The sequence below is a fragment of the Streptomyces sp. NPDC046379 genome (genome assembly GCF_055587785.1).
In genome coordinates, this window is record NZ_JBVJFP010000006.1 from 113,795 (window position 1) to 140,094 (window position 26,300).

Annotated in this window: 26 protein-coding genes; 11 read left to right on the plus strand and 15 right to left on the minus strand. The window is 71.8% G+C overall.

All coding sequences use genetic code 11. From position 1 onward, the window contains the following. The first annotated feature begins 334 nt into the window (after nucleotides 1-334). The 6 genes from ACZ6KF_RS13190 (at nucleotide 335) to ACZ6KF_RS13215 (ending at nucleotide 6,774) form a co-directional block, all read left to right on the plus strand. Entirely contained in the window at nucleotides 335-1,135 is an 801-nt protein-coding gene (locus ACZ6KF_RS13190) for a DeoR/GlpR family DNA-binding transcription regulator (RefSeq protein WP_356635629.1), read from the plus strand. 129 nt (nucleotides 1,136-1,264) lie between these two features. Then, entirely contained in the window at nucleotides 1,265-2,635 is a 1,371-nt protein-coding gene (locus tag ACZ6KF_RS13195; RefSeq protein WP_356635627.1) for an ABC transporter substrate-binding protein, read from the plus strand. Further along, nucleotides 2,632-3,579: a carbohydrate ABC transporter permease gene (locus tag ACZ6KF_RS13200; RefSeq protein WP_356635625.1), complete on the plus strand. Its 948-nt coding sequence runs from the start codon at nucleotides 2,632-2,634 to the stop codon at nucleotides 3,577-3,579. Before ACZ6KF_RS13195 ends, ACZ6KF_RS13200 begins: the two co-directional genes overlap by 4 nt. After that, nucleotides 3,576-4,421: a carbohydrate ABC transporter permease gene (locus ACZ6KF_RS13205; RefSeq protein ID WP_469238472.1), complete on the plus strand. Its 846-nt coding sequence runs from the start codon at nucleotides 3,576-3,578 to the stop codon at nucleotides 4,419-4,421. Before ACZ6KF_RS13200 ends, ACZ6KF_RS13205 begins: the two co-directional genes overlap by 4 nt. After that, complete coding sequence (locus ACZ6KF_RS13210; RefSeq protein WP_356635621.1) at nucleotides 4,418-5,407, plus strand: zinc-dependent alcohol dehydrogenase family protein; 990 nt, start codon at nucleotides 4,418-4,420, stop codon at nucleotides 5,405-5,407. Before ACZ6KF_RS13205 ends, ACZ6KF_RS13210 begins: the two co-directional genes overlap by 4 nt. A 158-nt stretch (nucleotides 5,408-5,565) precedes the next feature. Beyond that, complete coding sequence (locus ACZ6KF_RS13215) at nucleotides 5,566-6,774, plus strand: TerD family protein (protein ID WP_469238527.1); 1,209 nt, start codon at nucleotides 5,566-5,568, stop codon at nucleotides 6,772-6,774. Between the two features lie 66 nt (nucleotides 6,775-6,840). On the opposite strand, the gene ACZ6KF_RS13220 is transcribed toward ACZ6KF_RS13215, so the two are convergent. Beyond that, nucleotides 6,841-8,295 carry an alkaline phosphatase PhoX gene (locus tag ACZ6KF_RS13220; protein WP_356635619.1) on the minus strand — a complete coding sequence of 485 codons (1,455 nt, stop codon included), beginning with the start codon at nucleotides 8,293-8,295 and terminating at the stop codon, nucleotides 6,841-6,843. A gap of 174 nt (nucleotides 8,296-8,469) precedes the next feature. After that, entirely contained in the window at nucleotides 8,470-9,915 is a 1,446-nt protein-coding gene (locus ACZ6KF_RS13225) for a hypothetical protein (RefSeq protein ID WP_469238473.1), read from the minus strand. A gap of 256 nt (nucleotides 9,916-10,171) precedes the next feature. Here ACZ6KF_RS13225 and dapA point away from each other — a divergent pair, with 256 nt between their 5' ends. After that, nucleotides 10,172-11,065 carry a 4-hydroxy-tetrahydrodipicolinate synthase gene (dapA, locus tag ACZ6KF_RS13230; protein ID WP_356635615.1) on the plus strand — a complete coding sequence of 298 codons (894 nt, stop codon included), beginning with the start codon at nucleotides 10,172-10,174 and terminating at the stop codon, nucleotides 11,063-11,065. A 13-nt stretch (nucleotides 11,066-11,078) separates the two neighbouring features. On the opposite strand, the gene ACZ6KF_RS13235 is transcribed toward dapA, so the two are convergent. The 10 genes from ACZ6KF_RS13235 to ACZ6KF_RS13280 all read right to left on the minus strand — a co-directional run bounded on the left by ACZ6KF_RS13235 (nucleotide 11,079) and on the right by ACZ6KF_RS13280 (nucleotide 19,071). Continuing rightward, nucleotides 11,079-11,303: a hypothetical protein gene (locus ACZ6KF_RS13235; RefSeq protein ID WP_356635639.1), complete on the minus strand. Its 225-nt coding sequence runs from the start codon at nucleotides 11,301-11,303 to the stop codon at nucleotides 11,079-11,081. A gap of 107 nt (nucleotides 11,304-11,410) precedes the next feature. Then, complete coding sequence (dapD, locus tag ACZ6KF_RS13240; protein WP_356635613.1) at nucleotides 11,411-12,400, minus strand: 2,3,4,5-tetrahydropyridine-2,6-dicarboxylate N-succinyltransferase; 990 nt, start codon at nucleotides 12,398-12,400, stop codon at nucleotides 11,411-11,413. Between the two features lie 145 nt (nucleotides 12,401-12,545). Next, on the minus strand, nucleotides 12,546-12,878 hold the full coding sequence (locus tag ACZ6KF_RS13245; RefSeq protein WP_356635611.1) for a metal-sulfur cluster assembly factor: 333 nt from the start codon (nucleotides 12,876-12,878) through the stop codon (nucleotides 12,546-12,548). Continuing rightward, the gene (gene sufU / locus ACZ6KF_RS13250; protein WP_356635609.1) at nucleotides 12,875-13,339 is read right to left on the minus strand and encodes a Fe-S cluster assembly sulfur transfer protein SufU; all 465 of its coding nucleotides are present in this window, start codon (nucleotides 13,337-13,339) and stop codon (nucleotides 12,875-12,877) included. The genes ACZ6KF_RS13245 and sufU overlap by 4 nt, the downstream gene beginning before the upstream one ends. 15 nt (nucleotides 13,340-13,354) lie before the next feature. Further along, a complete protein-coding gene (locus tag ACZ6KF_RS13255) occupies nucleotides 13,355-14,611 on the minus strand; it encodes a cysteine desulfurase (protein ID WP_356635607.1) in 1,257 nt (418 codons plus the stop codon). Continuing rightward, a complete protein-coding gene (gene sufC / locus ACZ6KF_RS13260) occupies nucleotides 14,608-15,372 on the minus strand; it encodes a Fe-S cluster assembly ATPase SufC (RefSeq protein ID WP_356635605.1) in 765 nt (254 codons plus the stop codon). Before sufC ends, ACZ6KF_RS13255 begins: the two co-directional genes overlap by 4 nt. 7 nt (nucleotides 15,373-15,379) lie before the next feature. Further along, nucleotides 15,380-15,697 carry a non-heme iron oxygenase ferredoxin subunit gene (locus ACZ6KF_RS13265; protein ID WP_356635603.1) on the minus strand — a complete coding sequence of 106 codons (318 nt, stop codon included), beginning with the start codon at nucleotides 15,695-15,697 and terminating at the stop codon, nucleotides 15,380-15,382. Next, nucleotides 15,694-16,881: a Fe-S cluster assembly protein SufD gene (gene sufD / locus ACZ6KF_RS13270; RefSeq protein WP_356635601.1), complete on the minus strand. Its 1,188-nt coding sequence runs from the start codon at nucleotides 16,879-16,881 to the stop codon at nucleotides 15,694-15,696. Before sufD ends, ACZ6KF_RS13265 begins: the two co-directional genes overlap by 4 nt. Nucleotides 16,882-16,939: 58 nt before the next feature. Beyond that, nucleotides 16,940-18,361, minus strand: coding sequence for a Fe-S cluster assembly protein SufB (sufB, locus tag ACZ6KF_RS13275; RefSeq protein ID WP_356635599.1), 1,422 nt, complete (start codon nucleotides 18,359-18,361; stop codon nucleotides 16,940-16,942). Then, nucleotides 18,358-19,071, minus strand: coding sequence for a helix-turn-helix transcriptional regulator (locus ACZ6KF_RS13280; protein WP_356635597.1), 714 nt, complete (start codon nucleotides 19,069-19,071; stop codon nucleotides 18,358-18,360). Before ACZ6KF_RS13280 ends, sufB begins: the two co-directional genes overlap by 4 nt. Nucleotides 19,072-19,250: 179 nt before the next feature. Here ACZ6KF_RS13280 and ACZ6KF_RS13285 point away from each other — a divergent pair, with 179 nt between their 5' ends. The 3 genes from ACZ6KF_RS13285 to ACZ6KF_RS13295 all read left to right on the plus strand — a co-directional run bounded on the left by ACZ6KF_RS13285 (nucleotide 19,251) and on the right by ACZ6KF_RS13295 (nucleotide 22,124). Further along, a complete protein-coding gene (locus ACZ6KF_RS13285; protein WP_469238474.1) occupies nucleotides 19,251-20,174 on the plus strand; it encodes an ABC transporter ATP-binding protein in 924 nt (307 codons plus the stop codon). 139 nt (nucleotides 20,175-20,313) lie between these two features. Next, nucleotides 20,314-21,030 carry an ABC transporter permease gene (locus ACZ6KF_RS13290; RefSeq protein WP_356635637.1) on the plus strand — a complete coding sequence of 239 codons (717 nt, stop codon included), beginning with the start codon at nucleotides 20,314-20,316 and terminating at the stop codon, nucleotides 21,028-21,030. 50 nt (nucleotides 21,031-21,080) lie between these two features. Beyond that, a complete protein-coding gene (locus tag ACZ6KF_RS13295) occupies nucleotides 21,081-22,124 on the plus strand; it encodes a COX15/CtaA family protein (RefSeq protein WP_469159805.1) in 1,044 nt (347 codons plus the stop codon). On the opposite strand, the gene ACZ6KF_RS13300 is transcribed toward ACZ6KF_RS13295, so the two are convergent. The 3 genes from ACZ6KF_RS13300 to ACZ6KF_RS13310 form a co-directional block, all read right to left on the minus strand. Next, on the minus strand, nucleotides 22,070-22,402 hold the full coding sequence (locus ACZ6KF_RS13300) for a hypothetical protein (protein ID WP_469238475.1): 333 nt from the start codon (nucleotides 22,400-22,402) through the stop codon (nucleotides 22,070-22,072). The two genes, ACZ6KF_RS13295 and ACZ6KF_RS13300, sit on opposite strands and share 55 nt — an antisense overlap. A gap of 16 nt (nucleotides 22,403-22,418) precedes the next feature. Beyond that, a complete protein-coding gene (locus ACZ6KF_RS13305; RefSeq protein WP_356635591.1) occupies nucleotides 22,419-22,763 on the minus strand; it encodes a hypothetical protein in 345 nt (114 codons plus the stop codon). A gap of 105 nt (nucleotides 22,764-22,868) precedes the next feature. After that, the gene (locus ACZ6KF_RS13310; protein ID WP_469159803.1) at nucleotides 22,869-23,837 is read right to left on the minus strand and encodes a heme o synthase; all 969 of its coding nucleotides are present in this window, start codon (nucleotides 23,835-23,837) and stop codon (nucleotides 22,869-22,871) included. A 361-nt stretch (nucleotides 23,838-24,198) separates the two neighbouring features. On the opposite strand from ACZ6KF_RS13310, the gene tkt reads away from it, so the two are divergent. Beyond that, on the plus strand, nucleotides 24,199-26,286 hold the full coding sequence (gene tkt / locus ACZ6KF_RS13315; RefSeq protein ID WP_469175478.1) for a transketolase: 2,088 nt from the start codon (nucleotides 24,199-24,201) through the stop codon (nucleotides 26,284-26,286). The last annotated feature ends 14 nt before the right edge of the window (nucleotides 26,287-26,300 follow it).

Consider the following 26,300-nt stretch of genomic DNA (forward strand, 5'->3'; position numbering starts at 1 on the left):
GGGGGCCCCACAGACAAAAACCCCGCGTAAAAGGGGGAAGGAGCTCTGGGGGGGGGGGGGGGGGCCCCCCCCCCCCCCCCCCCCGCCGCCGCATTCGGGCACCCGCGACGCCCGCTTTCCCGCCCCCGTGCCCGCCCGCGCAGGTCCGAGACGGGACCCCGCCGGACCGAACGGGCACGAACGGGCGCCATCGGTTCCGGAACAGACCTGTTCAGCGCCCCGCCCCCGCTGTAGAAATTCCGCCAAGGCCCCACCGGGCCCGAACGGGCGGTTCCGGGCCCGTTCGGCCCGGGTCGGCCGGCCAGAAGACGCGGCGGGAAAGCGGGGAACGGCGATGACGACGGCGGAGGCGGCGGACGCGGCGGAAACGGCGGCGACCGCGGAGGAGCGCAGGCGCGCGATCGTCCGGGCCGCGCGCGCCAAGGGCTCGGTCGCCGTCACCGCCCTCGCCGCCGATCTCGGCGTCGCCAAGGAGACCGTCCGGCGCGATCTGCGCGTCCTGGAGGACCACGGCCTGCTGCGCCGCACCCACGGCGGCGCCTATCCGGTGGAGAGCGCCGGCTTCGAGACGACGCTCGCCTACCGCGTCACCAGTCACGTCCCCGAGAAGCGCCGGATCGCGGCCGCCGCGGCCGAACTGCTCGGCGACGCCGAGACGGTCTTCGTCGACGAGGGCTTCACCCCCCAGCTCGTCGCCGAGGGCCTGCCCCGTGACCGCCCGCTGACCGTGGTGACCGCCTCCCTGCCGGTCGCGGGCGCGCTCGCCGGGGCCGGGAACGTCTCCGTGCTGCTGCTCGGCGGCCGGGTCCGCGCCGGAACGCTGGCCACCGTCGACCACTGGACGACGAGGATGCTGGCCGGGTTCGTCCTCGACCTCGCCTACATCGGCGCCAACGGCATCTCCCGCGAACACGGGCTGACCACCCCGGACCCGGCCGTCGGCGAGGTCAAGGCGCAGGCGATCCGGTCGGCCAGGCGGACCGTGTTCACCGGCGTCCACACCAAGTTCGGGGCGGCCGGCTTCTGCCGCTTCGCCGAGATCGGCGCGCTGCAGGCCATCGTCACCAGCACGCTGCTCCCGGCCGCCGAGGCCCACCGCTACTCCCTGCTCGGCCCTCAGGTGATCCGCGTCTGACCCACCGCCCTCACGCCCGCAGGGCACCCCCACACCCGCCGATGCCCCTTATGCACCGATAAGCCCCTTCACGCCTCCCCCACCCCCGTCCCCCACTCCCCCAACCCCTCACGCACCCAGGAGCGATCCATGCGCACCCCGAGCCGACGGAGGCCGCGAGCCGCGCTCGCCGCGGCCGCCGCAGGGACGCTGCTCGCCCCGCTGCTCTCCGGCTGCTGGACCGGAGCGGGCGGAGCCGGATCCGGCGGCGATTCCCTCAACGTCCTGATGGTCAACAACCCCCAGATGACCGACCTGCGCAAGCTCACCGCCGAGCACTTCACCCGGAAGACCGGCATCGAGGTCCACTTCACCGTGCTGCCCGAGAACGACGTCCGCGACAAGATCAGCCAGGACTTCGCCAACCAGGCGGGCCAGTACGACGTCGCCACCCTCTCCAACTACGAGATCCCGATCTACGCCCGCAACGGCTGGCTGCACGCGATGGACTCCTACGTCGCCGCCGACCCGGCGTACGACGAGGGGGACGTGCTGAGGCCGATGCGCGAGTCGCTCACCGGCGACGACGGCAAGCTCTACGGACAGCCCTTCTACGGCGAGTCGTCCTTCCTGATGTACCGCAAGGACGTCTTCGCCGAGGCGGGCCTGACGATGCCCGAGCGCCCCACCTGGACCCAGGTCGCCGAGCTGGCCGCCCGCGCCGACGGGGCGAAACCCGGCATGAAGGGCATCTGCCTGCGCGGACTGCCCGGCTGGGGCGAGGTGATGGCGCCGCTGACGACCGTCGTGAACACCTTCGGCGGCACCTGGTTCGACCGCGACTGGACGGCCCGCCTGGACTCCCCCGAGTTCGAGAAGGCGACGAAGTTCTATGTCGACCTGGTGCGCGAGCACGGCGAGTCCGGGGCGCCCCAGGCCGGGTTCGCGGAGTGCCTCAACAACATGACCCAGGGCAAGGTCGCCATGTGGTACGACGCCACCTCGGCGGCCGGCGCCCTGGAGTCCGCCGGCTCCCCGGTCAAAGGAAGGATCGGCTACGCCCCCGCGCCCGTCGAGCGGACGGAGTCCTCGGGCTGGCTCTACACCTGGGCCTGGGGCATCCAGAAGGCCTCCCGCAACCCGGACAAGGCGTGGAAGTTCGTCTCCTGGGCGTCCGGCAAGGAGTACGAGGAGCTGGTCGGCGAGGAGATCGGCTGGTCCAGCGTCCCGGCCGGCAAGCGCGCCTCGACGTACGCGCACCCGGCGTACCGCCGGGAGGCCGCCGCCTTCCAGGAGATGACCAAGCGGGCCATCGAGGCCGCCCGGCCCACCGACCCGGGGGTGCAGCCGCGCCCGGCGCCCGGCATCCAGTTCGTCGGCATCCCCGAGTTCACCGATCTGGGCACCAGGGTCTCCCAGGAGATCAGCGCGGCCATCGCGGGACGCCAGTCCGTCGAGGCGGCCCTGCGCAGGTCCCAGCAGCTCGCCGAGAAGATCTCCGAGGAGTACGAGGGACGATGACCGCGACGACGCCGACGCCGGCCCCCGTGGCCGCTCCCCCGCTCCCCGCCCCCGTCCGCCGGCCCTCGCCGCGGCTGCGCGCCTGGTCCACGCGGGCGCCGCTGCTGCCCGCCCTGGTCTTCATGATCGTGGTGACCCAGCTGCCGTTCGTGGCGACGCTGGTGATCTCCTTCTTCGACTGGAACGCCCTGTATCCGGACGCCCGTCACTTCACCGGCCTCGACAACTACCGGGAGGTGCTGACCGATCCGGACCTGCGCCGCTCGGTGTGGACGACGGCCCTGCTCACGGCGGGCGTGGTGCTCACGAGCCTGGTCCTGGGCCTGCTGCTCGCGCTGCTGCTGGACCGCCGATTCCGCGGCCGGGGCGTGGTGCGCACCCTGCTCATCGCGCCGTTCCTGGTGGTCCCGGTGGCAGCGGCGCTGCTGTGGAAGCACGTCCTCTACAACCCCGAGTACGGCCTGTTCAACGGCCTGTTGCAGTACGTCGGCGGCCCGCAGCCCGACTGGATCTCGAACACCCCGCTGCTCGCGGTGCAGGCCTCGCTGGTCTGGCAGTGGACGCCGTTCATGATGCTCATCCTGCTGGCGGGCCTCCAGAGCCGCGATCCCGAGCAGGCGGAGGCCGCCCGCGTCGACGGGGCGAGCGACTGGCAGGTCTTCCGCCACCTCACGCTGCCGCATCTGCGCCGCTACCTCGAACTCGGCGCCCTGCTCGGCTCGATCCACATCGTGCAGAACTTCGACGCCGTCTTCACCCTCACCTCCGGCGGCCTCGGCACCGCCAACCTCCCCTACACCGTCTACCAGAGCTTCTACCAGGCCCACGAGAACGGCCTCGCCTCGGCCGCCGGCGTCCTGGTGGTCGTCGGCTCCCTCGTCATCGCCACCTTCGCGCTGCGCGTGGTGTCGTCCCTGTTCCGCGAGGAGGTGTCCCGCGCATGAGCGCCGTCGCCGCGACGACCGCACGCCGCAAGGGCGTCGGTCTGGGCCTGGCCGCCTGGCTGGCCGGCATCGTGTTCTTCCTGCCGATCGCCTGGATGGCGCTGACGTCCTTCCACTCGGAGGAGGACGCCGCGACCAACCCGCCGTCGTTCACCGCAGCCCTCACCCTGGACGGCTACCGCGAGTTCTTCGGCGCGGGCGGCGGCGCGAGCCCCTGGCCCGCCCTGATCAACTCGGCGGTGGCGTCGGTCGTCTCCACCGTCTGCGTCCTGCTGCTGGCGCTGCCCGCCGCGTACGCCCTGTCGATCCGGCCGGTGCGCAAGTGGACGGACGTCCTGTTCTTCTTCCTCTCCACCAAGATGCTGCCGGCCGTGGCGGGCCTGCTGCCGATCTACCTCTTCGCGAAGAACGCCGGACTGCTCGACAACATCTGGCTCCTCGTCGTCCTCTACACCTCCATGAACCTGCCGATCGCGGTGTGGATGATGCAGTCCTTCCTCGCCGAGATCCCGGTGGCGGTGATCGAGGCCGCCCGCGTCGACGGCGCCCGGCTGCCGGTGATCCTGACCCGTGTGGTCGCCCCCATCTCCCTTCCGGGCATCGCCGCCACCGCCCTGATCTGCTTCATCTTCAGCTGGAACGAGCTGCTGTTCGCCCGGGTGGTGACCGGCGTGGTCGCCGGGACCGCCCCCGTCTTCCTGACCGGCTTCATCACCAGCCAGGGCCTGTTCCTGGCGAAGGTGTGCGCCGCGTCGCTCGTCGTCTCCCTGCCGGTGCTCGCCGCGGGGTTCGCCGCCCAGGACAAGCTGGTCCAGGGCCTGTCGTTGGGAGCAGTGAAATGAAGGCCGCCGTCATCGAGTCCGCCGGCCGGGCCGTCGTCGCCGAGGTTCCGGACCCGGCGCCGGGCCCCCGCGACGTCGTCGTGGAGGTCGCGGCGTGCGGACTGTGCGGCACGGACCTGCACATCCTCCAGGGCGAGTTCGCCCCGAAGCTGCCGATCGTGCCGGGCCACGAGTTCGCGGGCGAGGTGGTCGCGGTCGGCACACGGGTCACCGAGGTCTCTCCCGGCGACCGGGTCGCGGTCGACCCCTCCCTCTACTGCCACGAGTGCCGTTACTGCCGCACCGGCCACAACAACCTCTGCGAACGCTGGGCGGCGATCGGCGTGACCACACCCGGCGGCGCGGCCCGCTACGCCCTCGCGCCCGTGGCGAACTGCGTGAAGCTGCCCGACCACGTCCGCACCCAGGACGCCGCCCTGATCGAACCCCTGTCCTGCGCGGTGCGCGGCTACGACGTCCTGCGCTCCCGCCTCGGCGCCCACGTCCTGATCTACGGCTCCGGGACGATGGGCCTGATGATGCTGGAGCTGGCCAAGCGGACGGGCGCGGCGAGCGTGGACGTGGTCGACGTCAACCCGGCCCGCCTGGAGACCGCCCGCCGGCTCGGGGTGAGCGCCTGCGCGACGGACCCGGACGAACTGGACCGCCCCCAGGGCTGGGACCTGGTGATCGACGCGACGGGCAACGCGGCGGCGATCCAGGACGGCCTGGACCGGGTGGCCAAGGCGGGCACGTTCCTCCAGTTCGGCGTCGCCGACTACGCGACCCGGGTGACCATCGACCCGTACCGCGTCTACAACCAGGAGATCACCATCACCGGGTCGATGGCGGTCCTGCACAGCTTCGAACGCGCGGCGGAACTCTTCGCCACCGGGGTCCTGGACCCGGACCTCTTCATCAGCGACCGCGTCCCCCTGGACCGCTACCCGGAGGCCCTGGCCCAGTTCGCGTCGGGCGTGGGCCGCAAGATCGTGGTGGTGCCGTAGCCGTCGCCGGGCCGAGGGCCCCGTCCGGCGCCGCCGCCGGGGCCGGGGACGTTGCACGGCGCCCTCCCCGCCGCCGCGCGCGTCCTCGGCCGCCCCGCCGAATGGGGACGGTAAGGGAACGGTAAAACGGCCTCGCTCGTTGACCCGGCATGACAGCTATGACCCCCGGCTCGAACATCCCTCTGCCCGCCGCGCGCGTGACGGTGGACGTCGCCGCACCGGTGCGGCTCGACGTTTCGGGCCTGCTGCTCACCGCCGACGGCAAGGTGCGCTCCGACGACGACTTCATCTTCTACAACCAGCCCAGCGGCCCCGGCGTGACCTACCGCTCCGGCGGCGGCGCCGCTCCCGACGCCATCACCGTGGACACCGCGGCGGTGCCCCCGGGGATCGAGAAGATCGTCGTCACGGCCAGTCCGGACGCGGCCGGCCAGACCTTCCAGGGCATCGAGCCGACCGCCACGATCCGCAACGCGGACGACGACAGCGTGCTGGCCACGTTCACGCCCCCGCAGCTCGGGGCCGAGACGGCGCTGGTGGTCGTGGAGATCTATCTCCGCAACGGCGTCTGGAAGGCCCGCGCCGTCGGCCAGGGATACGCCAACGGCCTGGCCGGCATCGCCACCGACTTCGGCGTCACGGTCGAGGAGCCCGCGGCCCCGGCCCAGCCCGCGCCGGCCGCCCCCGTGCAGCCGCCGACCGCCCCGCCGGCGGCGGACCCGCGCCTGGCGGCTCCGCCGGCGCCGCCCGCGCCCCCGGCCGCGCCGCCCGCCCCCGCGCCCGGCGCCGGGAAGATCAACCTCGACAAGGGCCGGGTCAGCCTCCAGAAGAACCAGACCGTCTCCCTGATGAAGGGCGGCCGCCCGCTGCTGTCCCAGGTGAAGATGGGACTCGGCTGGGAGCCCGCCTACCGCGGCAAGGACATCGACCTGGACGCCTCGGTCATCGCGTACGGCCCGCAGCGCAATCACATCGACAGCTGCTACTTCGGCAAGCTGACGATCGTGGGCGGCGCGATCCGGCACTCCGGCGACAACCTCACCGGCGAGGGCGGCGGCGACGACGAGGTGATCACGGTCGACCTCGGCCGGCTCCCGCAGGAGGTCACCGGGCTGGTCTTCACGGTGAACTCCTTCTCCGGCCAGAAGTTCACCGAGGTCGCCAAGGCCTACTGCCGCCTCCTGGACGGCCTGACCGGCGAGGAACTGGTCCGCTTCGACCTCACCGGCGCCGAGCCGCAGACCGGTGTGATGATGGCGAAGCTGATCCGCCAGTTCACCGGCGAGTGGGAGATGACCGCGATGGGCGACTTCGTCAAGGCCCGCACGGTCCGCAACATGGTCAAGCCGGCCGCCCAGGCCCTGTAGAGGCGCCGCAGCCCGCGGGCGCCCTTCCCCGGGAAGGGCGCCCGGCTTCTGCCGGCGCGGATCAGGTCACCGCTTCTGCCGCTTCCACGGCCCCGTGATCGCCAGCATGATCCCCGGCTCCTGGATGTTGGCGAACAGCGTCTTCCCGTCCGGCGAGAAGGTGACCCCGGTGAACTCGCTGTACTCCGGCTCCTCCTCGGTGCCGATGTTCAGCTCGTTGCGGGCGATGGGGTACGTCCGCCCGCTGTCCGTCGCGCCGAACAGGTGCTGCACGCCGTCGCCGTCCTCGGCGATGATCAGGCCGCCGTACGGGGAGACGGTGATGTTGTCGGGGCCGTCGAGGGCGCCGTCCTTCGACGGGTCGGGGTTGACGCCGAGCAGCACCTTCAGGGTGAGGGTGCGGCGCTTGGGGTCGTAGAACCAGACCTGCCCGTCGTGCCGGCCGGGGCTCTCCTCGCGGGCGTACGAGGAGACGATGTACGCGCCGCCGTCGCCCCACCACATGCCCTCCAGCTTGCGGGCGCGGGTGACCTCCCCGGGCCCGAACTGCTCGCGCACGGCGACCTCGCGGGCGTCCCGGTCGGGCACGTCGATCCAGTCGACGCCGTAGACGGTGCCGACCTTGGCGGCGCGGGAGAGGTCGTCCACGAACCGGCCGCCGGAGTCGAAGCAGCGGGGCGCCTGGAGGACGCCGGCGTCGTCGGCGAGGGTGCGCAGCCGGCCGGGGCCGTACGCGAAGCCCTTGGGCGGGGTCCAGCGGTAGAACAGGCCGTTGGGCTCGTCGGCGTCCTCGGTGAGGTAGGCGTGACCGCGCCTGGGGTCGATGACGACGGCCTCGTGCTCGTAACGGCCGAAGAACTTCAGCGGCTTGGGGTGGCGGTTGGCGCGCCGGTCGACGGGGTCGACCTCGAAGACGTAGCCGTGGTCCTTGGTCATGCCGTTCTCACCGGCCCGGTCGGCGTTCTCCTCGCAGGTGAGCCAGGTGCCCCACGGGGTGGTGCCGCCCGCGCAGTTGTTGGCGGTGCCGGAGATGCCGACCCACTCGGCGACACGGCCGTCGCGGCGGATCTCCACGACGGTGCAGCCGCCGGGCGCGGCCGGGTCGTAGACCAGGCCCTCGGCGAGCGGCACGGGGTGTTCCTGCTCGTCGCGGGGCCCGTCCATCTCGTGGTTGTTGACGAGCAGGGTGGTGCCGCGCGGACCGGCGAAGGCCGCCGTGCCGTCGTGCTCGGCCGGGGTGAACTCCCCCGACTCCAGGCGGGTCCTGCCGGTGTGGGTGAGGATCCGGTACGAGAAGCCGGCGGGCAGCGCGAGGATGCCGTCGGGGTCGGGCAGCAGCGGGCCGTAGCCGACGCCGCCGTGGAAGGCGGCGTCGCGCCCGGGCGCCGCGCCGGCCGTCTCCGTCTCGGTGGAGGCGAGGGCGCCGGGGGCGGAGGCGAGGGCGCCCACGCTGCCGGTCAGAGCGACACCGGCCCCGGTGATCGCGGTCGTCCGGGCGAAGTCCCTGCGGCTGAGCGACATGCTGTCTCCTGTGACGGTGAGCGGGCCGTGGAGGATGGCGACCTGGTTCGGCCACACCGTTCCGCCCACCGCTGAACAGGGGTTGAACGCCGGGCGACGGCATCCCGTCCGGTTGGGCGACCGCGTCCGGGACCGCTCCGGGGCGTCGTCCGGCGCCGCCTCGTCCGGGGCCGCTCAGCCGCCGTGCTGGGAGCGGGCCTTGAAGGCCGCGGTCCTGGCCTGCTTGGCGACCTTCTTGTCCGGGTGTATGCGGCCCATCGCCTCCAGGACGTCGGCCGTCGCCGGGTGGTCGACCCGCCAGGCGGCCGTGAAGAAGCCGCCGTGCTGCTGCGCGAGGCCCTCGACCAGGGCGTGGAGTTCCTCGGAGTCGCCCTCGGCGGCGAGCTGTGCGGCGAGGGTGTCGACGGTCAGCCAGAAGACCAGTTCCTCGGAGGGTGCGGGAACGTCCGGGAAACCGTGCTCGGTGAGCCAGACGCGGGCCAGTCCGCCGAGTTCGGGGTCGTCGAGCACCTCGCGCAGCGCCGGTTCGGCGTCGGGGCCGACCAGGGACAGGGCCTGCTGGCAGCGCAGCCGGCGCAGCGGGGCCCCGGCGTCCTGGCCGCGGGCGGCGGCGAGCAGTTCACGCGCCGCGGCGAGGCCCTCCCGGCGGGCCAGCCACTGCTCGGTCTCGGCCTGGGCGGCACCCGGCGGGTATCCGGCCGTGCCGTCGAGCAGCGCGTCCGCGCCCTTGTCCGCGAGATCGCCGACCACGGGCGCCGTGAACCCGGCCTCCAGCAGCCGCGCCCGCAGCCCGTACAGGCCGAGCGGCGTGAGCCGGACCATGCCGTAGCGGGCGACGTCGGCGTCGTCCAGCGGCGCGGCGGGCTCCACCGGGTCGTCGTCGGCCGCGGCCTCGGCCAGCAGGGCCTCGTCCACCGGCCGGTACTCGACCAGGCCGATCGGTTCCAGCGTCCGGAACTGCTCGTCCAGCCGGACCATCGCCTCCGACACCTCACGGAGCACGGCGTCGGTGGGCTCGGCCATGTCGCCGGGCACGAGCACGGAGGCGGCGAGCGCGGGCAGCGGCACGGGGGCGGCGCCGGCGGGACCGTCCTCGCCCGCGGTCAGGGCGTAGAGGCTGCCGAGCACTCCGTCGAGGAACTCCGCCTCGGCCTGCGGGTTCCAGTCCAGGGCGGCCGGGTCGATCCGGCCGCCGTCGTCCAGCGCGTCGGCCAGGCCGTCCAGGTCGGGCACGCTCGCGTCGGCGAGGACCGCCTCCAGGGCGGCGAGCCAGACGCCGAGCACGTCGTGCGGTGAGCCACCGGTGACCAGGGCGAGGTCCTCGCCGGCCGCGACGGTGCCGGCGTCCGCGTCGGCGAGGTCGACCAGTCCGGCGTCCATCGCCACCCGCCAGGCCTCGCTCGCGAGCGCGGCGGCGTCGTCCCCGGCCAGCCCGAGCGCGCCGGCCGCGGCCGGCAGCTGCTCGTCGGCCAGCGCGCCCCCGGCGTCCACGCGGGTGTCCGGGCCGGCCCAGCGGGCGAGCCGGACGGCCCGGGACAGCAGGGGCGTGGACAGCGCGTCGCGCGCCAGCTCCGCTGCGGAGGTCAGCCGCACGGGCGGCAGGGAGGGGCTGTCTGACATCGGCGGGTTCTCCTAGGACGCCTGGAAGGCCGTACGAAGGGCTCGGCGGCTCAGCCTAGACGGATTTCCACCCATGCCGCCCGGTTCATCTCTCCTCCGCCGGACACACATGGCCGAAACCCGGACAAGTGGCTGAACCTCATGCCACCCGGCCCCGACCTCGACGTGACCTCACGTCCACCCTTTCGCTCTGCTTACCGATATCCCTAAGCAGAATTAAGTGGAGCTTCACGATCACTGCGCCGAGACTACCCGCATGACGAACCCCGCCTCCCCTCCCCTCGGCCGCGTCCTGTGCGCCATGGTCACGCCCTTCACCCCCTCCGGCGCGCTGGACGCGGAGGGCGCGCAGCGGCTCGCCGTCCGGCTGGTGGAGGAGGGCTGCGACGGTCTGGTGCTCAACGGCACCACGGGCGAGTCGCCGACCACGTCCGACGCGGAGAAGTCGGCGCTGATCGCGGCGGTGGCGGAGGCGGTCGGCGGCCGGGCCCCGGTGATCGCGGGCGTGGGCACCGCCGACACCCGGCACACCCTCGAACTGGCCCGGGCCGCGCGGAAGTCCGGCGCGGACGCGGTGCTGGTGGTGGCGCCGTACTACAGCAGGCCCCCGCAGGACGCGGTGGAGGCGCACTTCCGGGCGGTCGCGGACGGCTGCGGGCTGCCGGTGATGCTGTACGACATCCCGGCCCGCACCGGGGTGCGCATCGAGCCGGAGACGCTGCTCCGGCTCGCCGGGCATCCGGGGATCGTGGCGGTGAAGGACTGCTCCAACGACTTCCTGGCCGCCCAGAAGGTGCTCGCCCGCACGGACCTCGCGTACTACGCGGGCTGCGACGAGCACAACCTCGCCCTGTACGCGGTGGGGGCGACGGGTTGCGTCAGCACGGTCGCCAACGTTCTCCCGCGCCGGACGCGGGAGGTGCTGGACGCCTTCGACGCGGGCGACACCCGGCGGGCGGCGCGACTCCAGCAGGGGGCCACCGCTCTGATCGAGGCGATGATGGCGGCGGGCCTGCCCGGCAGCGTGACGGCGAAGGCCCTGCTGGGAGCGCTGGACCTGCCCGCGGGCCCGGTCCGCGCCCCCCTGCGGCCCGCCGACCGCGCGACGGTCGACGGGCTGCTGACGGCGTACGAGAGCGTCCCGGCCTGACGCCGGGGACCGCTCAGCCCGTCACGTCGCCGAGACCCAGGACGCGGACGTGCTGGAGCACGTCCTCCATCGGGTCGTCGACCTGCCCGAAGTTGATCAGGCCGATGCGGGGGCCGTTGTGCGAGTCCGCGTTGGTCTCGTCGGCGTGCGCGGCGCCCGCCGGGAGCCAGCACACCGTCACCACCCCGGCCGTCACGCCCAGCCGGCGTACGGCGGTCCTCGCCCACTCGTTCTTCATCACTGCTCAGCCCTCGTCCTCGCGTTCCGGCGCCCGGTCGGACGCCGTGTTCACCCGTTCATCGCCGAAACGGGCCCGAGGACACGGCGGGTCATCCCTTCAAGTGATCAGTTGTGGCTGTGCAGGACGTCGTTCAGCCCACCCCACTCGGCGTTGTTCGGCCGGGCCTCGACCGTGCCGGTGACCGAGTTGCGGCGGAAGAGGATGTTGGACGCGCCGGACAGCTCGCGCGCCTTGACGATCTGGCCGTCGGGCAGCGTGACGCGGGTCCCGGCGGTGAGGTAGAGGCCCGCCTCGACCACGCAGTCGTCACCGAGGGCGATGCCGATGCCGGCCTCGGCGCCGACCAGGGAGCGCTCGCCGATGGCCACCCGCTCCTTGCCGCCGCCGGACAGGGTGCCCATGGTGGAGGCGCCGCCGCCGATGTCGGAGCCGTCGCCGACGACGACGCCCTGCGAGATGCGGCCCTCGACCATGGAGGTGCCGAGGGTGCCGGCGTTGAAGTTGACGAAGCCCTCGTGCATGACCGTGGTGCCCGCGGCGAGATGGGCGCCGAGGCGGACGCGGTCGGCGTCGGCGATGCGCACGCCCGCCGGGGCGACGTAGTCGGTCATGCGCGGGAACTTGTCGACGCCGAAGACGCTCAGGTGCAGTCCGCGGGCGCGGGCGGCCAGGCGCACGGTCTCCAGGGTGTCGACGGCGACCGGGCCCAGCGAGGTCCAGGCGACGTTGGGCAGCAGGCCGAAGATGCCGTCGAGGTTCTGCCCGTTCGGCCTGACCAGCCGGTGCGAGAGCAGGTGCAGGCGCAGATACGCGTCGTGCGTGTCGAGCGGCTTGTCCTCCAGGGAGGAGATGACCGTGCGGACCGCGACGATCTCCACGCCGCGCACCTCGTCCTTGCCGAGGGCGGCCGCGCCGTGCTCGCCCAGCAGCTCGGCGGTGCGGCCGGCGTCCAGGCGCTCGGTGCCGGCCGGGCCGGGCTCGCCGGTCAGCTCGGGGGCGGGGAACCAGGTGTCGAGAACGGTGCCGTCGGCGGCGATCGTGGCGAGGCCGGCGGCCACGGCGCCGGTGGTGCGGGGAGCAGTCGTGTCGGTCATGAGGGCAACCTAACGTGACCGGCCCCGCCCGGGCGAACCGGTGTCGGGGCCGTCTCAGGAAACGGAAAACGGCGCCGCCCGCGGGCGTCGCCGTTCCCCTCGTCCTGCCGTGACCCGGCTGCTCGAACCGGTCGGCCGGGGCTGCTCAGACGTTGAAGCCGAGCGCCCGGAGCTGGTCGCGGCCGTCGTCCGTGATCTTGTCGGGGCCCCACGGCGGCATCCAGACCCAGTTGATCCGCAGCTCGCTGACGAGGCCGTCCGTGGCGGACCTGGCCTGGTCCTCGATGACGTCCGTCAGCGGGCAGGCCGCGGAGGTCAGGGTCATGTCGACGGTCGCCACATTGGAGTCGTCGATGTGGATGCCGTAGATCAGTCCGAGGTTGACGACGTCGATGCCCAGCTCGGGGTCGACGACGTCCATCAGGGCCTCGCGGAGCTCTTCCTCCGAGGCCGGTTGCATCTCCACGGTCTCGCTCATGCCGTCTTCCTTTCGGCGTCGGCGCCCAGCGCCTGGGCCGTCGCGTCCTTCCACGCCATCCAGCTCAGGAGGGCGCACTTGACCCGGGCGGGGTACTTGGAGACCCCGGCGAACGCCACGGCGTCCTCCAGGACCTCCTCCATCGCGTCGTCCGGCTCGATCCGGCCCTTGGACTGCATCAGCTCCAGGAAGGTCTCCTGGATCCGCTGCGCGTCGGCCAGGTCCCTGCCGACCAGCAGTTCGTTCAGCACGGAGGCGCTGGCCTGGCTGATCGAGCAGCCCTGGCCCTCGTACGAGACGTCGCTGACGGTCGTGCCGTCGTACTTCACGCGCAGCGTGATCTCGTCGCCGCACGTGGGGTTCACGTGGTGCACCTCGGCGTCACCGTCCCGCAAGCCCCGTCCGTGCGGGTTCTTGTAGTGGTCCAGGATGACGTCCTGGTACATCGAATCCAGCTTCACGTCTGTGCACGCCCCTCAGCCGAAGAAGTTCCGTACGTGCTCCAGGCCGTCGACCAGAGCGTCGATCTCGGCCGGCGTGGAGTACAGATAGAACGACGCTCGCGTGGTCGCGGGAATTCCGTACCGCAGGCAGACCGGCCGCGCGCAGTGGTGGCCGACGCGGACGGCGATGCCCTGCTCGTCGAGGACCTGGCCCACGTCGTGCGGGTGGACGTCGCCGAGCGTGAAGGAGATCGCGGCGCCGCGGTCCTCGGCCGTGGTGGGGCCGATGATCCGCAGGTCGGGGACCTCGGCCAGCCGGCGCACCGCGTACTCGGTGAGCGCGTGCTCGTGGGCGAGGATCTTGTCCATGCCGATCGAGTTGAGGTAGTCGATCGCCGCGCCGAGACCGACCGCCTGGGCGATCGGCGGGGTGCCCGCCTCGAACTTGTGCGGGGCGGGGGCGTACGTCGACGAGTGCATCGACACGGTCTCGATCATCTCGCCGCCGCCGAGGAACGGAGGCAGGTCCTCCAGCAGTTCCTGGCGGCCCCACAGGACGCCGATGCCGGTCGGGCCGCACATCTTGTGGCCGGTGAAGGCCACGAAGTCGGCCTGGAGGGCCTGTACGTCCAGCGGCATGTGCGGCGCGGCCTGGGAGGCGTCGACGCAGACCAGCGCGCCGACCTCCTGGGCGCGGCGGACGATCGCCTCGACCGGGTTGACGGTGCCGAGGATGTTGGAGACCAGCACGAAGGAGACGATCTTCGTCTTCTCGGTGATGATCTCCTCGATGTTCGACAGGTCGAGGCGGCCGTCGTCGGTGAGGCCGAACCACTTCAGCTTCGCGCCGGTGCGCTGCGCGAGCAGCTGCCACGGCACGATGTTGGAGTGGTGCTCCATCTCCGTGATGACGATCTCGGTGTCGGCGTCCACCCGGTAGGGCTCGTCGGCCCAGCCGAGCATGTTCGCCACGAGGTTGAGCGACTCGGAGGCGTTCTTGGTGAAGATCACCTCGTCGCGGCTGGGCGCGTTGACGAACTCGGCGACCTTGTCGCGCGCGCCCTCGTACAGCGCCGTGGCCTCCTCGGCGAGCACATGCACACCGCGGTGGACGTTGGCGTTGTAGCGCTCGTAGTACTCACTCAGGGCGTCCAGCACCTGCCGCGGCTTCTGCGAGGTCGCCGCGTTGTCCAGGTACACGAGCTTCCGGTCGTCGTGGACCAGACGGTCCAGGATCGGGAAGTCCTTACGGATCGCCTCGGTGTCGAGGAGGCCCGGCAGCTGTGTCACGCGGATGCCCCACCCTTCGTGTATGCCTCGTAGCCCTCGTTCTCCAGCTTGTCGGCCAGCTCGGGGCCGCCCGACTCGACGATCCGGCCGCCCGCGAAGACGTGGACGTGGTCGGGCTTGATGTAGCGCAGGATCCGCGTGTAGTGCGTGATCAGCAGGGTGCCGGACTCGCCGGACTCGCGGACGCGGTTGACGCCCTCGGAGACGACGCGCAGGGCGTCGACGTCGAGGCCGGAGTCGGTCTCGTCGAGGATCGCGACCTTCGGCTTGAGCAGCTCCAGCTGAAGGATCTCGTGGCGCTTCTTCTCACCGCCGGAGAAGCCCTCGTTGACGTTGCGCTCGGCGAAGGCGGGGTCCATGTTGAGGCGCTCCATGGCCTCCTTGACCTCCTTCACCCAGGTGCGCAGCTTGGGGGCCTCGCCGCGGATGGCGGTGGCGGAGGTGCGCAGGAAGTTGGAGACGGACACGCCGGGGACCTCGACCGGGTACTGCATGGCGAGGAACAGGCCGGCGCGGGCGCGCTCGTCGACGGACATCTCCAGGACGTCCTCGCCGTCGAGGGTGACGGTGCCGCCGGTGATCGTGTACTTCGGGTGACCCGCGAGGGAGTAGGCGAGGGTCGACTTGCCGGAGCCGTTGGGGCCCATGATGGCGTGCGTCTCGCCCTGCTTCACGGTGAGGTCGACACCCTTGAGGATTTCCTTCGTGCCGTTCTCGACCTCGACGGTGACGTGCAGGTCTCGGATTTCAAGCGTTGCCATGGGTGCCTCAGGACTCCTGGGTGAGGGAGACGAGAACGTCGTCCCCTTCGATCTTTACGGGATATACGGGGACGGGGCGCGTCGCGGGGAGGCCGGACGGCTTGCCGGTGCGGAGGTCGAACGCGGAGCCGTGCAGCCAGCACTCGATCTGGCAGTCCTCCACCTCGCCCTCGGACAGCGAGACGTTCGCGTGGGAGCAGATGTCGTGGATGGCGAACACCTCTCCCCCGGTACGGACGACCGAGACCGGCGTGCCGTCGAGTTCCACCCGTTTGGGGGTGTCCTCCGCCAGCTCGCTCAGCCCACAGGCGCGTACGTAGGTCATGCGACCGACGCCTCCAGCTCCTCGTCGATCTTGGTGAGGAGGCGCTCCTCGATGTCGTCGACGCCGATCTGCTGGACCAGCTCGGCGAAGAAGCCGCGGACCACCAGACGGCGGGCCTCGTACTCCGGGATGCCGCGGGCCATCAGGTAGAACAGCTGCTCGTCGTCGAAGCGGCCGGTGGCGGAGGCGTGGCCGGCGCCGACGATCTCGCCGGTCTCGATCTCCAGGTTCGGCACCGAGTCGACCCGCGCGCCGTCCGTGAGGACGAGGTTGCGGTTCATCTCGTAGGTGTCGGTGCCCTCGGCCTTGGCCTCGATCAGCACGTCGCCGATCCACACGGCGTGCGCGTCGTTGCCCTGGAGCGCGCCCTTGTAGACGACGTTCGACTTGCAGTGCGGGGTGTTGTGGTCGACCAGCAGGCGGTGCTCCTGGTGCTGGCCGGCGTCGGTGAAGTACAGACCGAACAGCTCGGCCTCGCCGCCGGTGCCGGCGTAGGCGACGCGCGGGTGCAGCCGGACGACATCGCCGCCGAAGGTGACGACGACCGACTTGAAGGTGGCGTCGCGGCCGACGAGGGCGTTGTGCTGGGCCACGTGCACGGCCTTGTCGTCCCAGTCCTGGACGGAGACGACGGTCAGCTTGGCGCCGTCGCCGAGGACGTAGTCGACGTTGGCGGCGAGCACCGCGTCACCGGAGTGGTCGATGACGACGACGGCCTCGGCGAAGGCTCCGAGCTCCACGACCTGGTGCCCGTAGGCGACCCCGCCCCGGCCCTGCACGGCGATGCGGATGGGCTCGGTGAGCGCCGTCTCCTTGGGGACGGTGATCACGGAGGCCTTCTCGAACGCCGAGTACGCCTGGGCGGCGACGCGGTCGACGGGCGTGCCGGCCCGGCCGAGCCGCGCGTCGTCGCGTCCGACGGTCTCGACGGTGACGCCCTCGGGGGCCTCCACCTCGATCCGGACGCCCTCGCCGGTGGCGACGGCGGTGCCGTCGTGCAGGCCGCGCAGGCGCTCCAGCGGGGTGAACCGCCACTCCTCCTCGCGGCCGTGGGGGACCGGGAAGTCCGCCACGTCGAAGGACGGGGGCGCGCTCATGCGCGTGGCGACGGTGGACTCGGCGGCCACCGCGATGGCGCCGGCGGTGGTGGAGGAGCCCACCGGGGAGTTCTGAGCCTCAGCCATGGCTGTCGTAGTGCTCGCTTTCCTGTGCGTGAGTGGCTTGGCGGGGCGGCGGGGACGGTCAGCCGACCGCGCCCTCCATCTGCAGCTCGATCAGCCGGTTGAGCTCCAGCGCGTACTCCATAGGCAGTTCCTTGGCGATCGGCTCGACGAAGCCGCGCACGATCATCGCCATCGCCTCGTCCTCGGACAGACCGCGGCTCATCAGGTAGAAGAGCTGGTCGTCGGAGACCTTGGAGACGGTCGCCTCGTGGCCCATGGAGACGTCGTCCTCGCGGACGTCCACGTACGGGTAGGTGTCCGAGCGGGAGATGGTGTCGACGAGCAGCGCGTCGCACAGCACGTTCGACTTGGAGCCCGGGGCGCCCTCGCCGATCTCGATGAGACCGCGGTAGGAGGTGCGGCCGCCGCCTCGCGCCACCGACTTGGAGACGATGTTGGAGGAGGTGTTGGGCGCCATGTGGACCATCTTCGCGCCGGCGTCCTGGTGCTGGCCCTCGCCCGCGAAGGCGATGGAGAGCGTCTCGCCCTTGGCGTGCTCGCCCATCAGGTAGACGGCCGGGTACTTCATCGTCACCTTGGAGCCGATGTTGCCGTCGATCCACTCCATGGTCGCGCCCTCGTAGGCGACGGCGCGCTTGGTGACCAGGTTGTAGACGTTGTTCGACCAGTTCTGGATGGTCGTGTAGCGGCAGCGGGCGTTCTTCTTGACGATGATCTCGACGACCGCGGAGTGCAGCGAGTCCGACTTGTAGATCGGCGCCGTGCAGCCCTCGACGTAGTGCACGTAGGCGCCCTCGTCGACGATGATCAGGGTCCGCTCGAACTGGCCCATGTTCTCCGTGTTGATGCGGAAGTAGGCCTGGAGCGGGATCTCGACGTGCACGCCCGGCGGGACGTAGATGAAGGAGCCGCCGGACCACACGGCGGTGTTCAGCGCGGCGAACTTGTTGTCGCCGGCCGGGATCACCGTGCCGAAGTACTCCTTGAACAGCTCCGGGTGCTGCTTGAGCGCGGTGTCCGTGTCGAGGAAGATGACGCCCTGCTCCTCCAGGTCCTCGCGGATCTGGTGGTAGACGACCTCCGACTCGTACTGCGCGGCGACGCCCGCGACGAGGCGCTGCTTCTCCGCCTCGGGGATGCCGAGCTTGTCGTAGGTGTTCTTGATGTCCTCGGGCAGGTCCTCCCAGGACTCCGCCTGCTTCTCCGTGGAGCGCACGAAGTACTTGATGTTGTCGAAGTCGATGCCCGACAGGTCCGAGCCCCAGTTGGGCATGGGCTTCTTCTCGAACAGCTTCAGGCCCTTGAGGCGGAGCTTGGTCATCCACTCCGGCTCGGACTTCTTCCCGGAGATGTCCTTGACGACGTCCTCGTTGATGCCGCGCCTGGCGGAGGCGCCGGCCGTGTCGGAGTCGGCCCAGCCGTATTCGTACTTGCCCAGGCCCTCGAGTTCGGGGTGGGCAGTCTCCGTGGGGAGCGTCATGCGGGGTTCCTCCCGGCCGTGCTTGCAGATGCGGTGTGGGAAATCTTGGGGATGAACGTCGTGCAGACGCCGTCGCCGTGCGCGATGGTCGCCAGCCGCTGTACGTGCGTACCGAGAATCTCGGCGAAAAATTCCGTCTCGGCCTCGCACAGCTGGGGGAACTGCTCGGCGACGTGGGCGACCGGGCAGTGGTGCTGGCACAGCTGCTCGCCGGTGGGCGCGCTGCGCGCGGTAGCAGCGTACCCGTCCGCGCTGAGGGCCTTGGCGAGGGCTTCCGTGCGCTCCTCGGGGGTCGCCGTCTCGACGGCCCGGCGGTACGCGCCGCTCTGGGCGGCGATCCGGGCGCGGGCGAAGGCGGCGATCGCCTCCGACCCGCCCTCGCGGTCGGCGATCCAGCGCAGCGCGTCGGCGGCCAGCTTGTCGTACGACTGGTCGAACGCCTCGCGGCCGTGGTCGGTCAGCGCGAAGACCTTGGCGGGGCGCCCGCGCGTGCGCGCGCCGTACACCCGCTGCTCGCGCGCCTCGACCACGTCGTCGGCGACCAGGGCGTCCAGGTGCCGGCGGACGGCGGCCTGGGTGAGACCCAGCCGCCCGGCCAGTTCGGCGACGGTCGACGGGCCGTGGTCCAGGACGGACCGCGCGACGCGGTTGCGGGTGGACCGCTCACCGGTCGCGAGTTCCTCGTGGGGGACCTCGCCGACGTTTTTCACAACACCATTGTTGCGTAATTCGCGAGAGGGTGACAAGCCGCGCCCGGTCCGGCGAATGGTGCGCTGCGTCACTTAGGCATACCTAATGACCTGCGGAAACGATCATTGGCCGATCGTACGGCGATCCTCCCGCACCCCTGGCGCCGGGGAGGGCCGCGGCGAACCTAGACTCTGGACCCATGCGAAGCGAGCCCGTGGTCCAGGTGCAGGCCCTGGTGAAGCGGTACGGCCACAAGACCGCGGTGAACGGCCTGGACCTGGTGGCCCGAACGGGTGTCACCGCGGTCCTCGGTCCCAACGGCGCCGGCAAGACGACCACGGTCGAGACGTGCGAGGGGTACCGCAGGCCCGACTCCGGGAACGTGCGGGTACTGGGCCTGGACCCGGTGCGCCAGTCGCGCGAGCTGCGGCCCCGGATCGGGGTGATGCTCCAGTCGGGCGGCGTCTACTCCGGCGCCCGCGCGGACGAGATGCTGCGCCACGTGGCCCGGCTGCACGCCCACCCCCTCGACGTCGACGCCCTGATCGAGCGCCTCGGCCTCGGCTCCTGCGGCCGGACGGCGTACCGGCGGCTGTCCGGCGGCCAGCAGCAGCGGCTCGCGCTGGCCATGGCCGTGGTGGGCCGGCCCGAGCTGGTGTTCCTGGACGAGCCGACGGCCGGCCTCGACCCGCAGGCCCGCCGCGCCACCTGGGACCTGGTCCGCGACCTGCGCGCCGACGGCGTCGCCGTGATCCTCACCACCCACTTCATGGACGAGGCCGAGCAGCTCGCCGACGACGTGGCCATCATCGACGCCGGACGGGTCGTCGCCCAGGGCTCCCCCGAGGAGCTGTGCCGCGGCGGCGCCGAGAACACCCTGCGCTTCACCGGCCGCCCCGGACTCGACGTCGGCTCGCTGCTCAAGGCGCTGCCCGCGGACTGCACGGCGGCCGAGCCGACGCCGGGCTCGTACCGGGTCGTCGGCAAGATCGACCCGCAGCTGCTGGCCACGGTGACGTCGTGGTGCGCGCAGCACGGCGTGATGCCGGACCGCATCTCGGTGGAACGGCACACGCTGGAGGACGTCTTCCTGGAACTGACGGGGAAGGAGCTGCGCTCGTGACCGCGGCCCGCACGACGAACGGCAGGGGATCCGGGGGTCGTCCCCCGGGAGGGCACGGCCCGGAACCGACGGGGAAGGAGCCGCGCCCGTGACCACCGGCGCCTACGCACCGAGGCCGGGCGCGGCCCCGCTGCCCCGCATGATCGCCGCGCAGGCCGTCCTGGAGACGCGGATGCTGCTGCGCAACGGCGAACAGCTGCTGCTGACGGTGGTCATCCCGACGCTGCTGCTGGTCCTCTTCAGCACCGTGGACGTCGTCGACACCGGCGAGGGCGAGGCCGTCGACTTCCTCGCCCCCGGCGTCCTCGCGCTCGCCGTGATGTCGACCGCGTTCACCGGCCAGGCCATCGCGACGGGCTTCGAGCGCCGCTACGGCGTGCTGAAGAGGCTCGCCTCCTCACCGCTGCCGCGCTGGGGCCTGATGACCGCCAAGACGGTGTCGGTGCTGGTCACCGAGGTCCTCCAGGTGCTGCTCGTCACCGTGATCGCCCTGGCGCTCGGCTGGGACCCGCACGGCAACCCGCTGACCGTGCTGCTCCTGCTGGTCCTCGGCACGGCCGCCTTCTCCGGGCTCGGCCTGCTCATGGCGGGCACCCTGAAGGCCGAGGCGACGCTCGCCGCGGCCAACCTCGTCTTCCTGCTGCTGCTCGTGGGCGGCGGGGTGATCGTGCCGCTGGAGAAGTTCCCGGACGCCGCCCAGCAGGTGCTGGGGCTGCTGCCGATCGCGGCGCTGTCGGACGGTCTGCGGGACGTGCTCCGGCACGGCGCGGGCGTGCCCTGGGGGGACCTCGGCATTCTCGCCGCCTGGTCGGTGGCGGGCCTGGCCGCGGCCGGACGGTTCTTCCGCTGGGAGTGAGACCGGCCGGGCCGACCCCTCGTGAAAGCGTGCACAAACCCCGGCCTACGATGGTTCCCGTGCTGAACGTGACCCGTGCCGATGCGGCAGCCGCCGTGCGCAACCCCCTCGCCTTCGTCGCCGCGCGCTGGACCCCCGACCCCCGGACGGTCCAGCGGGCGGCCCTCGCCGCGCTCGTCATGTCGGTGGTCATCGTGGGCACCGGCGGCGCCGTACGGCTGACCGGCTCCGGTCTCGGCTGCCCGACCTGGCCGAAGTGCACCGACGAATCCCTCACCGCGACCAGCGCGATGGGGCTGCACGGCGCCATCGAGTTCGGCAACCGGATGCTGACCTACGTGCTGTGCGCGGCGGTCGGCTGGGCCATCGTCGCCGCCCGCTCGCAGAAGCCGTTCCGGCGCGGGCTGACCCGGCTGGGCTGGGCCCAGTTCTGGGTGGTGATGGGCAACGCGGTCCTCGGCGGCATCGTCGTCCTGGTGGGCCTGAACCCGTACACGGTCGCGGCGCACTTCCTGCTCTCCTCCGCGCTGATCGCCGTCGCCACGGTCATGTGGCAGCGCACTCGCGAGGGCGACGGCGCCCCGCGTCCGCTGGTCGGCGCGGTGGTGCGGCAGCTGGTCCGGATCCTGGTCGGGGTCACGGTCGCGCTGATCGCGGTCGGCACGGTCGTCACCGGCATGGGCCCGCACGCGGGCGACTCCAGCGACGTGCCGCGCATGGAGATGCCGCTGGGCATCCTGTGGGAGGACGTGACCCGGCTGCACGCCGTCCTCGCGTGGATCGTGGTGACGCTGGTCTTCGCCCTGTGGTTCGTGCTGCGGGCGGTCGACGCCCCGAGCGGGCCGCTGCGCCGGACGCGTGACCTGTTCCTGGTACTGCTGGCGCAGGGCGGCATCGGCTACGTCCAGTACTTCACGGACCTGCCCGAGGTCCTGGTCGGCCTGCACATGGTGGGGTCCTGCCTGGTGTGGATCGCGACGCTGCGGGTGCTGCTGTCGCTGCGCGAACGGGCCGGCGACGAGCCGCCCGTCCCGGAGGTTCAGCCGGCCGGCGCGTACGAGGCGACCACCGCGTCGATGGCCGGGCCGAGGTAGCCGCTCACCGGCTCGGGGCGCCGGCGCGTCCACCCTTGCGTGGGCGGGGCGTTATCGCCGTGGCGCCGGACGCGGACGTCCTCGACGACCTCGGCGGGCGCCCCGAGCCGCCCCGGTTCGTCCAGCGCCTCCCGCTTGGTGATCAGACGGCCGTCCCGGAGGACGACCTGCGCGGCCGAACGCGTGCGGCTCGCGCCCGGCGACCGGGGGGACCGGCCGCCGGAACAGCTGCCGGTGCGCCCAGGCGGGGTGCGGGCGCCCGGGGTCGGCCAGTGCACCGGCCGTCGCCGTCGCTCAGTCGTTGGAGGGGCCGCCGACCTGGATGCCGGCCATACGCGACCACTCGTACGGTCCGGTCTTCACCTTGGCGGCGAACTCGCCGTCGAAGGACTCGTGAGTGGTGATGCCGGCCTTCTCGACCGCCTTCTCGGCGACGGCGACCGAGGGGGCCACCAGGTCGCCCCAGCCGCCGTCCTCGCCGACGAGGACGATCCGCGCGCCGAGCTGCCCGAGGTGGGCGACGTGACCCTCGGCCCCGCCGTGCTGCTTGGCGAAGGCGCCGATCTGCCGGGCGAGCCGGGCGGCCTTGTGCTCGGCCCTGCGCTCGGCCTTCGCGTCAACCTGCTGCGTGTCTGCCATGCCAGGATGCTACCGACGGGTAGATCGAACGGCGACGGGCGGGGTGCGTGGCCTTGACCACGCACCCCGCCCGCTACGGCCGGAAAAGTCCCGCTGCGCGGGAGGTCAGCGCAGGAAGGGGTCCACCGCGATCGCCACGAACAGCAGCGACACATAGGTGATGGACCAGTGGAACAGCCGCATCTCCTTCAGCTTCGCGCCCGTGGCCTCGGCCTTCGCCCGGTTCATCAGGGCGTGCGCCTCCCATAGCCACCAGCCGCCGGAGGCCAGCGCGACCAGCGTGTAGAACCAGCCGGTGTAGCCGAGCGGGGTCAGCAGCAGGGAGACCGCGACCATCACCCAGCTGTACACGACGATCTGCTTCGCGACCGTCTTGTTGGAGGCGATGACCGGCAGCATCGGCACGCCCACGCGCGCGTAGTCCTCCTTGACCTTCATGGACAGCGGCCAGTAGTGCGGCGGCGTCCAGAAGAAGATGACCAGGAAGAGGATGAGCGGCGCCCACGACAGCGAGTTCGTCACCGCGGACCAGCCGATCAGCACCGGCATGCAGCCCGCGATGCCGCCCCAGACGATGTTCTGCGAGGTGCGGCGCTTGAGGATCATCGTGTAGACGACGACGTAGAACAGCAGCGCGCCGAGCGCGAGCCAGGCCGACAGCCAGTTCACGGCGAGGCCGAACAGCAGCGTGGAGGCGACCGCGAGGGCGATGCCGAAGGCGAGGCACTCGCGCGGGCTCACCATCCCGGTGACCAGCGGACGCTGCGAGGTGCGGTCCATCAGCGCGTCGATGTCGCGGTCGATGTACATGTTCAGCGCGTTCGCGCCGCCCGCGGACAGATAGCCCGCGAGGCAGGTGACGAGCACCAGCCCGAGGTCCGGGACACCCTGCTCGGCGAGGAACATCACCGGAACGGTGGTGATGAGCAGCAGTTCGATGATCCGCGGCTTGGTCAGAGCCACGAACGCCCCGACACGGGCTCCGAACGGCCGGCGGGCCGGGCTTTGGTTCGTCCCGAGGACCCCCGCAGGACGGGATTCAACGGCCGTCACGCACACCCCTGACAGAGACATCCCAGCAAGCCCCGCCGTGTGAAGTCCGGGTAAAGGCTCGCGCGTACCACGCCACTGTAGACGTTGCCCAGAGCGCGGCATTCGCGGGGGTCGGCTCGTGTTGGACGGAGCGCTCCGAGGTGCGGCCGGACCCTCATCTGAACGGTCAGATGAGCAAGCCCGTATTCACTTGCCCGAGTGGGAAAAGCGCCGGTCGGGGGCATGATGCGCGGGAGCGACCCGCACTGTGGAACGGCTCGGAAAAAGGCGCGTTGCTGGGGGTAGGCTCGGCAGCGTCCGGTGGGCTTTCCAGGTGCACCGGCAGCCGGTGTACGCCCCAGGACACCGGCCTTCGACTTGTGGAGAGGAGCCCTGACTCAGGGTGAGCACCAAGCCGACCACCACAGACCTCGAGTGGACCGAGCTGGACCAGCGGGCCGTCGACACCGCCCGCGTCCTTGCCGCCGATGCCGTACAGAAGGTCGGCAACGGCCATCCGGGCACGGCGATGAGCCTGGCGCCCGCCGCGTACACCCTCTTCCAGAAGGTGATGCGGCACGACCCGGCGGATCCCGACTGGGTCGCCCGCGACCGCTTCGTGCTGTCCGCGGGGCATTCGTCCCTGACCCTCTACACCCAGCTCTACCTGGCCGGCTTCGGCCTGGAGCTGGACGACCTGAAGGCCTTCCGGACCTGGGGCTCCAAGACCCCGGGCCACCCGGAGTACGGGCACACCAAGGGCGTGGAGACGACGACCGGGCCGCTCGGCCAGGGTGTCGCCAACGCCGTGGGCATGGCGATGGCCGCCCGCTACGAGCGCGGCCTGTTCGACCCCGAGGCCCCGGCGGGCGAGTCGCCCTTCGACCACTTCGTCTACTGCATCGCCGGCGACGGCTGCCTCCAGGAGGGCATCTCCGCCGAGGCGTCCTCGCTGGCCGGTCACCAGAAGCTCGGCAACCTGATCCTGCTGTGGGACGACAACCACATCTCGATCGAGGGCGACACCGAGACGGCCGTCTCCGAGGACACCGTCAAGCGGTACGAGTCCTACGGCTGGCACGTGCAGCGCGTTGAGCCGCAGGCCAACGGCGACCTGGACCCGGCCGCGATCTTCGCGGCGATCGAGGAGGCCAAGGCCGTCACCGACCGGCCGTCGTTCATCGCGATGCGCTCCATCATCGCCTGGCCGGCCCCGAACGCGCAGAACACCGAGGCCGCCCACGGCTCGGCGCTCGGCGACGAGGAGGTCGCGGCCACCAAGCGCGTCCTCGGCTTCGACCCGGAGCAGTCCTTCGAGGTCGCCGACGAGGTCATCGCCCACACGCGCAAGGCGCTGGAGCGCGGGCGCGAGGCGAAGGCCGCCTGGGAGAAGTCGTTCCAGCAGTGGCGCGACGCCAACCCGGAGCGGGCCGCCGAGTTCGACCGCATCGCGGCGGGCGAGCTGCCCGCGGGCTGGGAGGAGAAGCTCCCCGTCTTCGAGCCGGGCAAGGCGGTCGCCACCCGTGCCGCGTCCGGCAAGGTGCTCCAGGCGCTCGGCCCGGTCGTCCCCGAGCTGTGGGGCGGCTCCGCCGACCTGGCGGGCTCCAACAACACGACGATCGACAAGACGTCGTCGTTCCTGCCCGAGGGCAACCCGCTGCCGGAGGCCGACCCGTACGGCCGCACGATCCACTTCGGCATCCGCGAGCACTCCATGGCCGCGGAGATGAACGGCATCGCGCTGCACGGCAACACCCGTGTCTACGGCGGCACCTTCCTGGTGTTCTCCGACTACATGCGCAACGCGGTGCGCCTGTCCGCGCTGATGCACCTGCCGGTGACCTACGTGTGGACGCACGACTCCATCGGTCTCGGCGAGGACGGCCCGACCCACCAGCCGGTGGAGCACCTGGCCTCGCTGCGCGCGATCCCGGGCCTGAACGTGGTCCGTCCGGCCGACGCCAACGAGACGGCGATCGCCTGGCGCGAGATCCTGCGCCGGTGGACCAAGGAGTTCGGCAAGGGCCAGCCGCACGGCCTGGCGCTCACCCGTCAGGGCGTGCCGACGTACGAGCCCAACGAGGACGCGGCCAAGGGCGGCTACGTGCTGTTCGAGGCCGAGGGCGGCGAGCCGCAGGTCGTGCTGATCGCGACCGGTTCCGAGGTTCACGTGGCCGTCGAGGCGCGCGAGCGGCTCCAGGCGGACGGCGTGCCGACCCGCGTGGTGTCGATGCCGTCCGTGGAGTGGTTCGAGCAGCAGGACCAGGGGTACCGGGACAGCGTCCTGCCTCCGTCCGTGAAGGCTCGGGTCGCGGTCGAGGCCGGCATCGGTCTGACCTGGCACAAGTACGTCGGGGACGCCGGCCGCATCGTCTCGCTGGAGCACTTCGGCGCTTCCGCGGACGGCAAGGTCCTCTTCCGCGAGTTCGGCTTCACCGCCGAGAACGTGGCCGCCGTGGCGCGGGAATCCCTCGCCGCGACCCAGCGCTGACGCTCACACACGAC